Consider the following 13,026-nt stretch of genomic DNA (forward strand, 5'->3'; position numbering starts at 1 on the left):
CCCTTTCCAAACAGACGATGCATAGAGCGCACGACCCTGAGGCCGAGTCCCTTGGCCGAGGGGGTACCGCTTGGGTCGAAGAACCCTTCGCCGCAATTACGCGCGACGTTTTCGGTACGCCCCGTTCGCCGTGGGAGCCGCGCTTATATGGGGGGCTTTTCCGGGTGTCAAACCGAAAATTGCAAGCGTCTTACGGACCGTCCGGAGGGCTCAAGAACGCCATCGAACCTATTGTGCCATTGCACAGAATCGGCTGTTCAGTCATCAATAGGTAGCGGTTCCCCTTTATCCTCGAATGAGGATAGATTCGCCACCACGATAGCCAAACCCAAGCCCGAGGCCCGGCTCACCGGGTCCAAATAGGTCAGTGGTCATGACGGAATCCCCCTCTCCGTCGGACCAGCCGATGAACCCAGGGAGCTTGGCTTCCTGGGCGTTTCGGCAGGTCCTGTTCGCGCTCGGAGCGGTCGCTTTGGCCGCCGGCGGCTACGCATTTTTTCACCGCGGCGCCGCACCGCTCCCCGCGAATCCGGGTCCTCTTGCCAATAATGCACCGCCAAGCCCGGGCCCCGTACCGCCGTCCGTTCCGATCCAGTCTCCGCCTCAACCTTCCGCTCAGTCCCAGGCTCAAGCCCCGTCACCGGCGCCTCCGCCGGCTGCCATTCGGCTGCCGGCTCCCGATCCCGCTCCGCCGCCTCTCAAGCCCGACGAACTGTCGGGCTTCCGCCTGAAGCCGCCGGAACCGCCGGCCGAGCCCGATCCCCCGGCGAGCGAGCGGTACGAGCTCAGCCTGCGCCTTGAACGCGGCGACACGGTCGAGAAGATGCTGGCCGACATCGACGTGCCGGAGGGCGAGCGCAAGCAGATCGCGCAAAAGCTCCAGGGCCTGCTCAAGAAGCAGCGGCTTGCCGTCGGGGAATCGATTCAACTGCTGATGCAAACCCTGCCCGAGCGGCCCGACGCCCCGCGCGTGCTGACGCTCTCTGTACGGCCGCAACCCGAGCGTGAGTACATCATCACGCGACAGGACGACGGCAGCTACGACGCCGACGAAAAAACCTACAAGGTCAGCCCGCGCATCGTCCGCATCGAGGGCCACCGCAACGGCCCTGTTGTGCAAAGCGGGGTCAAGGCGGGCGTTCCGTCCGCGGCAATGAACGAGTTCGTGCGCGCCCTCGCCTACGAGATCGACTTCCAGCGCGAGATCAAAGAGGGCCAGAAATTCACCGTGCTGCTCGAGCAGCTCGTCACCTCGGATGGTCATGTCACCCATCCGGGCCGTCTGCTGGCCGGCGAATGGCGCCTGTTGAAGCGCACCGTGACGGTGATCCGTTTCCGCCCGCAGGGTGGCGCCGAGGGATTCTTCAACCCGCAAGGCGAGAGCGTCGTGCGTTCCTTCCTGCGTACACCGATGGACACCTCGCGTGTGACGTCGGGCTTCGGCATGCGCGAACACCCGATCCTGGGCTTCAGCGCCATGCATGCCGGCGTCGACTTCGCCGCTGCCAGCGGCACGCCGATCCTGGCGGCCGGCAACGGCAAGGTGGTGATGGCCGGTCCCAATGGCGGCTACGGCAACTACGTGAAGTTGCAGCACACCCACGACGTTGCGACGGCCTACGCCCACATGTCGCGCGTCGGACCAGGCATCAAGCCGGGCGCCATCGTGCGCCAGGGCCAAGTGATCGGCTTCGTCGGGTCGACCGGCCTGTCGACCGGCCCGCATCTGCACTACGAGTTCCTGCGCGGCGGCAAGCACGTCAATCCGCTGGCGCAGAAATTCGCCATGCGCGCCATGGTTGCAGGCAAGGATGCCAACCGCTTCCAGGTGCTGGCGCGCCAATACCTCACCCAGATGAAGAACGCGCCGATGGCGGCCGATCTCAAGCCGAAACCCAAACCGGCGAACGCTCAGGTCGCCAAGGGCGGCTAGAGCACGCTTCTCTTCGATCATGTTCTGCGACACTGCAGGCGGCGCCACCAACAAGCCGTGCACCGTCGTCGAATAGCGTGCAGGACGCGAACATCGCCGCCGCGCTTGCGACGACATCGATCCGGTCATCCCGAGCGCGGCGCGGCATCTTGTGAATTTGCCCGGCCCACGAGCCGCGGGCTCGTGGGCCGGGCTTTGAGCTCCGTCAGTCGGCCGCTTCGCTCAGCACGCGCTGACCGCCGACGACCAGCTCGCCGTTCTCGACCGTGACCTTGACGGTTTCGCCGTCGTTGACGCGGCCTTCGAGGATCAGCGTCGCCAGCGGATTCTGCAGGCTGCGCTGGATCACCCGCTTGAGCGGCCGGGCACCGTACACCGGATCGTAGCCGCGGTTGGCCAGCCACTGCAGCGCCTTGCTGTCGAACGACAGCTCGATCTTGCGATCGGCCAGCAGCTTGCGCAGGCGGCCGAGCTGGATCTCAACGATGTCGGCCATATGCGCCCGGCTCAGCCGGTTGAACAGCAGGATCTCGTCGAGCCGGTTGAGGAACTCCGGCCGGAAGGCACGGCGCACCTCATCCATCACCTGCTCGCGCACCGTCTCGGCCGACTCGCCGTCGCGCAGCGCCGCGAGATGCGAGCTGCCCAGGTTGGACGTCAGCACGATCAGCGTGTTCTTGAAGTCGACCGTGCGGCCCTGACCGTCGGTCAGGCGACCGTCGTCGAGCACCTGCAACAGGACGTTGAACACGTCCGGGTGCGCCTTCTCGACCTCGTCGAACAGGATCACCTGGTACGGCCGGCGACGCACCGCCTCGGTCAGCACGCCGCCTTCGTCGTAGCCGACATAGCCGGGCGGCGCGCCGATCAGGCGGCTGACCGCATGCTTCTCCATGAACTCGCTCATGTCGATGCGCACCATCGCCTGGTCGTCGTCGAACAGGAACTCGGCGATCGCCTTGGTGAGCTCGGTCTTGCCGACGCCGGTCGGTCCCAGGAACAGGAACGAGCCGATCGGCCGGTTGGGATCCTGCAAGCCGGCGCGCGCGCGGCGCACCGCGTCGGCCACCGCCCGCACGGCCTCGTCCTGGCCGACCACGCGCTTGTGGATCTGCTCCTCCATGCGCAAGAGCTTGGCGCGCTCGCCCTCTAGCATCTTGTCGACCGGCACGCCGGTCCAACGCGACACCACGGCCGCGATGTCCTCGGGCGTGACCTCTTCCTTCACGCCCTTGCCGCCCTGCACGGCATGGCCCTCGGCCTCCTTGAGCTTCTTCTCGAGGTCCGGGATCACGCCGTAGGCGATCTCACCCGCCTTCGCAAGCTCGCCACGGCGCTGCGCGATCTCGAGCTCGGAGCGCGCCTTGTCGAGCTGCTCCTTGAGCTTCTGCGAATCGGCGAGCTTGTCCTTGGCCGACTTCCACTGCGCCGTCAGCTCGGCCGACTTCTCCTCGAGCCCCGACAGCTCCTTCTCCAGACGGGACAGCCGGTCGCGCGAGGCGTCATCGCTTTCCTTCTTGAGCGCCTCCCGCTCGATCTTGAGCTGGATGATGCGCCGGTCGAGCTCGTCGAGCGCCTCGGGCTTGCTGTCGACCTGCATGCGAATGCGGCTCGCCGCCTCGTCCATCAGGTCGATCGCCTTGTCGGGCAGGAACCGATCGGTGATGTAGCGGTTCGACAGCGTCGCCGCCGCCACGATCGCGGCGTCGGCGATGCGCACGCCATGGTGCAGCTCGTACTTCTCCTTCAACCCGCGCAGGATCGAGATCGTGTCCTCGACCGTCGGCTCGGCGACGAACACCGGCTGGAACCGGCGCGCCAGGGCGGCATCCTTCTCGATGTGCTTGCGATACTCGTCGAGCGTCGTGGCACCCACGCAATGCAGCTCGCCGCGCGCCAGCGCGGGCTTCAGCATGTTGGAGGCGTCCATCGCGCCATCGGCCTTGCCGGCGCCGATCAGCGTGTGCAACTCGTCGATGAAGACGATGATGTCGCCTTCGGCCGCGGCGATCTCCGACAGCACGGCCTTCAGCCGCTCCTCGAACTCGCCGCGATACTTGGCACCGGCGACCATGGCGCCGAGATCGAGCGACATCAGCTTCTTGTTCTTGAGCGACTCCGGCACATCGTCGTTGACGATGCGCAACGCCAAGCCTTCGGCGATGGCGGTCTTGCCGACGCCGGGCTCGCCGATCAGCACGGGGTTGTTCTTGGTGCGCCGGCTGAGCACCTGGATGGTGCGGCGGATCTCCTCGTCACGGCCGATCACCGGATCGAGCTTGCCCTCACGTGCCACCTGGGTGAGGTCGCGGGCGTATTTCTTCAGCGCCTCGTAGCTGTCCTCGGCCGACGCCGAATCGGCGGTGCGGCCCTTGCGCAGCTCCTGGATGGCCTTCTCGAGCGCTTGCGGCTTGACGTTGCCCTTGACCAGCGCATCGGCCGCGTCGGTGCCCTTGGCGAGGGCCAGCGCCATCAGCATGCGTTCAACGGTGACGAACGAATCGCCGGCCTTCTCGGAGATCGCCTCGGCCTGGTCGAAGACCCGCGCGGTCTCGGGCGCCATGTAGACCTGACCGGCGCCGCCACCCTCGACCTTGGGCTGCTTGGCGAGGCTCGCTTCGACCGCGTGGTGAACCGCGCGCGAATCGCCGCCGGCCGACTGGATCAAGTTGGCCGCGAGGCCCTCGGGATCGTCGAGCAGGACTTTCAGAACGTGGTCGGGAACGAGCCGCTGGTGACCTTCACGCAGCGCCAGCATCTGCGCGCTCTGCAGAAAGCCCCGCATGCGCTCGGTGTACTTCTCTTGATTCATCTCTCTACCCTTTCTTTTCACGCCCCCGTCGTGCGGCGGGCGAAAGAGCGGACCCTCTGAGAGGCATCCTGCCCGGCGATATGGGGAGGCCCTTGACTTACCTCAAGACCTCAATCGCGGTGCGGCTTTCAGTTGTCGCCATGATCGGCTATGAACCCCGGCCTGAGCCAACGATCGCCCAGGCAAGGGAGCTATCCATGTCCGGCGGACACGGTCACGTCGACGGTTCGAACAAGAAGATTGCGCTGCTGGTTGCCGTGCTGGCGGCCTTTCTGGCGGTCTCGGAAATGGGCGGAAAGAGCTCCCAGACCGAAGTGCTTACCGAGCACGTCGAGGCCACGAACATGTGGACGTTCTTCCAGGCCAAGACGGTTCGTCAGACCGTCGTCCGGACTGCAGCCGAGGAGCTGGACGCGCAGTTCAAGGATGCCGGCGCCATGCCGCCGGCGGTGAAGGCGCAGATCGAGCAGTGGCGGAAAACGGCCCAGCGCTACGACAGCGAGCCGGAAACCGGAGAAGGCCGCAAGGAATTGGCGACGCGAGCCAAGGCGCACGAGGCCAAGCGCGAGCACGCGCGCGGCGCCTATCACATGTTCGAGTACGCCTCGGCTGCCTTCCAGCTCGCCATTGTCCTGGCTGGCGCTGCGGCGTTGACCGCGGTCATGTGGCTGGCTATCGCCTCAGGCGGCCTAGGCCTGATCGGCATCGCTTTCACCGTTCTGGGCTTTGTAGCGCCGACCCTGATCCACCTCTAGGGCAGGGCGTCGCCAAGCGACGCCGCCGTCTGCCCGCCTTCCGTTATGGATCGCCCGCCGCGGCTCAGCCGCGACGGCCCGCTGCCGGGGTGAATTCCGGTACGTCGGGTTGATCTTCCGAAGCCGGGTCATTGGCCGACGGGGCATTGCGGCCATTCTGCAGGAAAGCCACGCCGCCGAGGCCGGGCTCGCTTTCGCTGTTGTCCGCGCGATCGGGGTGGCGCTCATCCTGGCCATGCCCATTGCCATTGGCCTGCTGCGCCTGGCCGCCCGGCTGACCCTGCTGCTGAGGGTTCCCCTGGCCGTCCTCGCCGCCGGCGCCGTCGCCCCAACCCTGGTTGTTGCGCTGGCCGAACCCACCCATCGTCTGGATCACGCGGAAATAGTGATCAGCGTACTGCCAGTACGCTTCCGCCATGATTCGATCCCCCGACGCTGCCGCCTCGCGCGCCAGCGCCTGATATTTGTCGAACACTTGATGGGCGTTGCCGCGAACCCTGACATCGGGACCGCTGCTGTCGAAGATCTGGTTACGATTGGGCGGGCGGTTGGGGTTGTGATGCTGCTTGTGATGATGACCGCCGCCACCGCCGCCGCCACCACTGCGACCGCCGCGCGACCGCTGACGATTGTTTGGTCTCATAAACCTAAGGCCAATCTACATGCCGGACGGTTGTTGTTGTTCGCGACCCTCTGCCCTTCCCGGGCGCCGTCACGGCTGACATTCAGAGGGATTAATGCCCAAGGCCATCACTCGGCCCAGGCCAAGCCCCCCCAAGGGGCAATCCAGAACGTAGTCTCATTCGCCCTGATTGCCAACCTTTTATTGCTGGGCGGACACCACCCGCTCGATGCCTGCCAGATCCTTCCAGGAAGTCCCGACGGCGAGACCTGCAGCTCCGAAAATCTTCGATATTTCAGGTGCTTGGCCCTCCCCTCCCTCGACGAGCAAACGGCCGCCCGGAGCGATCAGGGAGGACGCTGATGCGGCAATTCTGCGGTAGGCGGCAAGGCCGTCCGGGCCGCCGTCGAGCGCTTCCCGCGGCTCGAAGCGGGCGACCTCGGGCATGAGCCGGTCGATGGCCTCAGCCTCGATATAGGGCGGATTGGACACCACCAGGTCGAATGGCCCTGCGAGCGCCTCTTCCCAACCAGGCAATCGCCAGTCGCCGAGGACCAGCCGCACCCGCTCGGCGACACCCAGGGCCTGGGCATTACGTCGGGCAACAGCCAAGGCCGCTTCCGACAGGTCCAGGCCTGTGCCCATTGCGTCGGGATACTCGCGCAACAACGTGAGCAACAGGCAGCCCGACCCGACCCCGAGATCGAGCAGGCGCCACGGGCGCGTGCGCTCCGGCATCAGCGACAGGGCAGCCTCGATCACGGTCTCGCTGTCGGGCCGCGGCACCAGCACCGCCGGCGATACCTGGAAGGGAAGACCCCAGAACTCGCGCTCGCCCAGGATGTAGGCCATGGGCTCGCGGCGGATGCGACGAGCGGTCAGTTCGCGCAGGCCGGCAACAGCCGGCGCGGGAGCAGCGTCGGCGCCGCGCGCCACCAGCTGCTCGACCGACAGGCCGGCCGCCCGGGCGAGCAGGAGTCGGGCCTCGAAGCGCACATTGTCGATGCCCGCGGCGCTGAGCGCGGTCGCCGTATCGCGCAGCAGGGTGTCGTAGGTCGCCGTCAGGCTGCCAGCTCCGCCAGCCGACCCGCCTCGTCGTCGGCGATCAGGGCATCGATGATCTCGTCGATCCCGCGACCCTCCATCACCTCGGCGAGGTTGTAGAGCGTCAGGTTGATGCGATGGTCGGTCACCCGGCTCTGCGGAAAATTGTAGGTCCGGATGCGCTCGCTGCGATCGCCGCTGCCGACCTGACCTTTGCGGTCGGCGGCGCGCGCCGAATCGCGGCGCTGGCGCTCGGCGTCGTAGAGCCGGGCGCGCAGGATCTTCATCGCCTTGGCCTTGTTCTTGTGCTGGCTCTTCTCGTCCTGCTGGCTGACCACGACGCCGGTCGGAAGGTGGGTGATGCGCACCGCCGAGTCGGTGGTGTTGACCGACTGCCCGCCCGGACCGGAGGCGCGAAAGACGTCGATGCGCAGGTCCTTCTCGTCGATCCTGATGTCGAAATCCTCGGCCTCGGGCAGCACGGCGACGGTCGCTGCCGAGGTGTGTATGCGGCCCGACGCCTCGGTCGCCGGCACGCGCTGCACGCGATGGACACCCGATTCGAACTTCAGGCGGGCGAACACCCCGCGCCCCGACACCGTGGCGATCGCCTCCTTGTAGCCGCCGATGCCGGTGTCGGCGAGCTCCATGACCTCGAAACGCCAGCCGCGCTCGGCGGCATAGCGCTGATACATCCGGAAAAGATCGGCGGCGAACAAGGCCGCCTCCTCGCCGCCCGTGCCGGCCCTGATCTCGAGGATGGCGTTCTTCTCGTCCGCAGCGTCCTTGGGCAGCAGCATGCGTTTGACGCTGCGCTCCAGCTCGGGCAGCCGCTTCTTGAGCGTTACCGCCTCCTCTTCCGCCATTGCCTTCATGTCGGGATCGGCTGCCATGGCCTCGACGTCCTCGAGCTCGCGCTCGGCCGTGCGCCAGGCCCCGATCGCCTCGACCAGCGGCCCGAGATCGGCATACTCCTTCGACGCCGCCACGAACTTCTGCGAATCGAGAGCGCCGCCCGACAGTGCCGCCTGCAGCTCGGCATAGCGGGCCGAGATCTGATCCAGTTTCTGCTGCAACGACACGACGACTCCTCAAGGCACTAAGGACACGAGACCAACGGATATATCCGTCTGCGGCAACCCACGCACCTCATGCTGAGGAGCGAGCCCAGCGAGCGCCTCGAAGCATGGGCGACAGACCGTGTCTGAGGTTCATCCTTAGAGACGCCGCGCTCAGCGCGGCTCCTCGGGATGAGGCATTACTGATCGCGGCAAACCATCGGACGTCTACCTCAATAAACTCACAAACTCTCAGCCTTTCAAGACACCGGTCAGGCCGTCCAGGGGAACTTCGCTCTGCTGACCGCTGTCGAGGTCCTTCAGCTGGGCGACGCTCTTGGCGAGCTCGTCGTCGCCGATGATCAGCACGGCGCGGGCATTGACCTTGTTGGCACGCTGCATGCGCCGCTTCATGTTGCCGCGATAGTCCTGCTCGACGGTAATGCCCTCGCGTCGCAGGCTGCGGGCGATGGCGAGCGCCTTGGCTTCCGCCGCCGGACCGAGCGGCGCCATCACGACAGGTCGTGGCTGCGGCGGCGGATCATTGCACAGCATCATCAGACGTTCGATGCCGCCCGCCCAGCCGATGCCCGCTGTCGGCGGGCCACCCAGCTCGGCGATCAGGCCGTCATAGCGTCCGCCGCCCAGAACGGTGCCCTGGGCGCCGATGTGGGTGGTGACGAACTCGAACGCCGTGTGCGTGTAGTAGTCGAGGCCGCGTACCAGCCCGACATCGATCTCGAAGGGCACGCCCGCCGCCGCGAGACCGTCCTGGACCGCAGCGAAGAAGTCCCGGCTCGCCTGGTTGAGATGGTCAGCGAAGCTCGGCGCGCCGCCATTGACCGCTTTGTCACCCTCGTCCTTGCTGTCGAGGATGCGCAAGGGATTGCGGCGCAGTCGGTCGCGCGACTCCTCGGACAGCCGGTCGGTATGGCCTGAATAGTAGTCTACCAGCACCTTGCGGTAGGCTGTCCGGCTCTCGGGATCGCCCAGTGAATTGATCTTGAGCGTGCAGCGTCCGAGGATATCGAGGCGATCGAGGATATCGGCGGCAACGCTGATCACCTCGATGTCGGCGCCCGGCTCGGGCGCGCCCAGCACCTCGAGGTCGATCTGGTGGAACTGGCGCTGGCGGCCCTTCTGCGGCCGCTCGTAGCGGAACATCGGACCGGCTGCGAAGATCTTCAGCGGCAGCTGCTGGCCGAGCTCGCCGTTCGACACGAAGGCGCGGCAGATGCCGGCAGTGTACTCGGGTCGCAGGGTCAGCGACTCGCCGCCACGATCCTCGAATGTGTACATTTCCTTGGAGACGACATCCGTCGTCTCGCCGATGCCGCGGGCGAACAGCTCGGTGAACTCGAAGATCGGCGTCGCCATCTCGCGGTAGCCGTACAGCCGTGCCACGTGGCGCGCGACATCGACCACATGGGCGAACCGCCGATAGTCGTCGGGAAGAAGGTCGTGCGTGCCACGCACGGGCTGAAGTTTCGACACTGCTCACACTCGCCTTGGGACGGCGTTCTTAGCCGCCGTGACCTGCCCTGAACAGCGCAAATCTCGACATCTGGCGTTCTTGCGTCGATATATATTCCCTCACGCTGGCAGGCTGCGAGGCCCTGGCGCCAACCGCCTGCTGCTCGCCATCAGGCGCCTGTCCCCCGCCTGTGCCTGCTTCATCATGCGACGGGTCGGCCTGCAGGCCATCGCGCGCGACACGGCTCTCTCGCATCCCTCCCCCGTCATTGGGCTAACTTGAGCACAGATGTTGCGCTGCGAGATGGTAACCATCAGCGATAGCGTAGAAGCGTTCGAGTCCGTCGCGCATAGTGATGGGGCCATTTGATTTGTCACTTTGGTATCCGGTCCATCCGCCGAGTCGAGCGATGATCCAGGCAGCGGCAGCGAGACTGTTGGGAGGAAAGGGATTTCGCTGTTTTGCGGTGCGCCCTTGTCTGGTGCTGAGCAAGGCGGCGATGACGATGAGCTGCTGAGATGAGAAGACGCGGCTTGCCGGGGCGGCTTGTTGGGGGGCGGAGCGAGCGGCGACGAGCTGCATGGTGATGGCAGCGGTGATGAGAGCGATGGCGGCGAGCTTTTCGAGAGCGTTGCCGTCCTCGAGGACGCTCTGTTCGAGGCGCAGGCCCTGTTGCTTGAGGGTTCGAAAGAGCTGCTCGATGTCCCACCGCCTGCGGTACCAGCCGATCACGGTGACGGCCTTTTCGAGGCTGTCGAGGCGATGGGTGGTCAAGAGGCGCCAGATGATGGGTGTCTGGCCGGGCGGCGGGTCGATCTCGCGGGCTTCGATGGCGAACAGGTCGATCTCGGGCGAGGCTTGGCGATCGGAGCACGATTTAGGGCGTCGAATGGTGAGCGGTCCGAAGCGGACGGCGATCGTGGCCTTTCGGGCGATGCGCTTCTTGCCTGGTCGGGCGGTCAGATCGAGCTCGAAGCGGTGGACCTCGTCGAAGCTGGCCAAGGTTTCGAACAATTTGCGGCCGTCGCCCAGGCTACGATTGCGACAGGCGCGGGTCAGCAGGTGGGTGTGTTGGTCGGGCAGGCGATCCCATTTCTCGTAGATGTCGGCCTCGCGGTCATCGACGACGGTGATCAGGGCGGCGTCGGCCAGGACGGCCTTGGCGCGGTCGGCTCCCTTGAGCCATCGATTGGACTCCTTGCACTCGATCGGCAGTTCTTTGTAGTTGGCGGCCTTGCCGGTGGTGCGGCGCCAGATCTGTGCGTCGACCAGGCCCAGGCATTCGCCGTTGTCGGCGTCGACAGCGAGCACCGGATGGATGAACAGCCCGACGTCGGTGCCATTGCCGACCGTGCCGAGCGAGTGCTTGCGGCGGCGTTGTGCTTGGTAGTTGACCTCGCTGGTGTCCTGGATTGCCAGCACGTGGCGCCGACCGCAGCGACGCCGGCGCCGAGGGGCGCGATGCGAGATCATTTCCTCCACCGTGACCTCCTTGTTCGACAGAAAGCGCAGGAACCTGACCTGTTCGGCCCGACCCTCGGTGAGCTTGCGTATACAGACAGTCTGTCGTTGGTGCATGCGCTCGAGCAGCAGGGCGCCATTGCGGGCCAGCCGGGCGTCGCCGAAATAACCGATCTCGCCGATCATGGTGATCCTCTTTGGGTTGAAGAGGATCGTCAGAGATCACATTGGCTCTGCTCGCTGCAACAGGGGGCTTCGAAGTGATTCGCCAGGCGATTCGAGGATTCTATTGTTGCTCTCGACAGTTGTATTGGATTCCAAAATTATAGGAGAAGCGTGCTCCTCAACACACACTCCCAACCTCCCCCCGTCTTCGTGCGGCGCAACATCTGTGCTGAAACTAGCCCGTCATTGGGGGAGGTGGCCCGGAGGGCCGGAGGGGGAAGGCCGCAATCGAGGGTCGTCCGATTCCGACGTCGTAAATCTCAAATCTCGACTGAGGCTTTCCCCCTCCGCCCCGTATGACGGGGCACCTCCCCCGGTTACGGGGGAGGAGAACGAGAGCGCTACTCGGCGGCAACCTTGTCGGCAGACGACTTCGCCGCCTCGATCTCGGCTGCCTTCCTCTCGATCATCGTCGCCAGATGCTCGACGATGTCGGCATCCTTGAGCCGATGATGCGGCACGCCCGCGACATAGACCTGATGCGTGCCGTTGCCGCCGCCGGTGAAGCCGATGTCGGTCTCGCGCGCCTCGCCCGGACCGTTCACCACGCAGCCGATCACCGACACGGTCATCGGCGTCGTGATGTGGGCAACGCGTTTCTCGAGCGCCTCGACAGTGCGGATCACGTCGTACTGCTGGCGCGCGCACGACGGGCAGGAGATGATGTTGACGCCGCGATGGCGCAGGTTGAGGGCTTTCAGGAGCTCGAAGCCGACTCGGACTTCCTCCTCCGGTTCGGCCGACAGGGAAACCCGGATCGTGTCGCCGATGCCGGCCCACAGGAGCGCGCCGAGACCGATCGACGATTTCACCGTGCCAGTGCGCAGCCCGCCTGCCTCGGTAACGCCGATATGCAGCGGGTAGTCGCAGGCATCAGCGAGCTGCTGATAGGCCGCGACCGCGAGGAACACGTCGGATGCCTTCACGCTGATCTTGAAGTCGTGGAAGTCGTGATCCTGCAGGATTCGGGCATGATCGAGGGCGCTTTCGACCATCGCCTCGGGGCACGGCTCGCCATACTTCTCGAGCAGGTCCTTCTCCAGCGAACCGGCATTGACGCCGATGCGCATCGAGCAACCGTGATCGCGTGCGGCCTTCACGACCTCGCGCACCCGCTCGGCGCTGCCGATATTGCCGGGATTGATGCGCAGACAGGCTGCCCCCGCATCAGCCGCCTCGATCGCCCGTTTGTAATGGAAGTGGATGTCGGCGACGATCGGCACCCGCGATGCCTTGACGATGGCCGGCAACGCGCGGGTCGACTCCTCGTCGGGGCAGGAAACCCGGACGATATCGACGCCGGCTTCCTCGCAGCGGCGGATCTGCGCAATGGTCGCGGCGGCGTCTGCGGTCAGGGTGTTGGTCATCGTCTGCACCGTGATCGGCGAATCCCCGCCGACCGGCACATTGCCGACCATGACCCGGCGCGATTTGCGGCGCACGACATCGCGATAAGGCCTGATGCTCATGCTGGCAATGTAGCTTGGCGATGACGGCTTATCCAGCCAGCGGGGTACAGGTTCACGATCTTCACACAAGCGTCATGCTCTTCCGGTCCGCATGAACGCTGTGCGCACACAGCCTGCAGAAAAGGTCGCTCGCGGCGCTCGGGATGACAGCATTGGTTTCGCAAGCAACAGCA

General features: G+C 65.6%; 9 protein-coding genes. 2 read left to right on the forward strand and 7 right to left on the reverse strand.

The features are described 5' to 3' along the window. Nucleotides 1-823 precede the first annotated feature (823 nt). On the forward strand, nt 824-1,933 hold the full coding sequence (locus tag ACILR9_RS36240) for a peptidoglycan DD-metalloendopeptidase family protein (protein ID WP_395714858.1): 1,110 nt from the start codon (nt 824-826) through the stop codon (nt 1,931-1,933). Nucleotides 1,934-2,138: 205 nt separating this feature from the next. Here ACILR9_RS36240 and clpB read toward each other — a convergent pair whose 3' ends face one another. Next, complete coding sequence (gene clpB / locus ACILR9_RS36245; RefSeq protein ID WP_395714859.1) at nt 2,139-4,745, reverse strand: ATP-dependent chaperone ClpB; 2,607 nt, start codon at nt 4,743-4,745, stop codon at nt 2,139-2,141. A gap of 197 nt (nt 4,746-4,942) precedes the next feature. Here clpB and ACILR9_RS36250 point away from each other — a divergent pair, with 197 nt between their 5' ends. Next, nucleotides 4,943-5,500, forward strand: coding sequence for a DUF4337 domain-containing protein (locus ACILR9_RS36250; RefSeq protein WP_395714867.1), 558 nt, complete (start codon nt 4,943-4,945; stop codon nt 5,498-5,500). 64 nt (nt 5,501-5,564) lie between these two features. Here ACILR9_RS36250 and ACILR9_RS36255 read toward each other — a convergent pair whose 3' ends face one another. The 6 genes from ACILR9_RS36255 to ispG form a co-directional block, all read right to left on the reverse strand. Beyond that, nucleotides 5,565-6,143, reverse strand: a complete 579-nt coding sequence (locus ACILR9_RS36255; RefSeq protein ID WP_395714860.1) for a DUF4167 domain-containing protein — start codon at nt 6,141-6,143, stop codon at nt 5,565-5,567. 180 nt (nt 6,144-6,323) lie between these two features. Then, complete coding sequence (gene prmC, locus ACILR9_RS36260) at nt 6,324-7,187, reverse strand: peptide chain release factor N(5)-glutamine methyltransferase (protein WP_395714868.1); 864 nt, start codon at nt 7,185-7,187, stop codon at nt 6,324-6,326. Next, nucleotides 7,184-8,248 (reverse strand): peptide chain release factor 1, encoded by a 1,065-nt coding sequence (gene prfA, locus ACILR9_RS36265; RefSeq protein WP_395714861.1) that lies wholly within the window; start codon nt 8,246-8,248, stop codon nt 7,184-7,186. Before prfA ends, prmC begins: the two co-directional genes overlap by 4 nt. A 228-nt stretch (nt 8,249-8,476) precedes the next feature. Next, nucleotides 8,477-9,718, reverse strand: coding sequence for a histidine--tRNA ligase (hisS, locus tag ACILR9_RS36270; RefSeq protein WP_395714862.1), 1,242 nt, complete (start codon nt 9,716-9,718; stop codon nt 8,477-8,479). Nucleotides 9,719-9,971: 253 nt separating this feature from the next. Further along, complete coding sequence (locus tag ACILR9_RS36275) at nt 9,972-11,345, reverse strand: IS4 family transposase (protein WP_395714863.1); 1,374 nt, start codon at nt 11,343-11,345, stop codon at nt 9,972-9,974. A 380-nt stretch (nt 11,346-11,725) separates the two neighbouring features. Then, the gene (gene ispG, locus ACILR9_RS36280; protein WP_395714864.1) at nt 11,726-12,853 is read right to left on the reverse strand and encodes a flavodoxin-dependent (E)-4-hydroxy-3-methylbut-2-enyl-diphosphate synthase; all 1,128 of its coding nucleotides are present in this window, start codon (nt 12,851-12,853) and stop codon (nt 11,726-11,728) included. Nucleotides 12,854-13,026 lie beyond the last annotated feature (173 nt).

This window comes from Reyranella sp., from assembly GCF_044224635.1.
In the GTDB taxonomy this organism is placed as follows: Bacteria; Pseudomonadota; Alphaproteobacteria; order Reyranellales; family Reyranellaceae; genus Reyranella.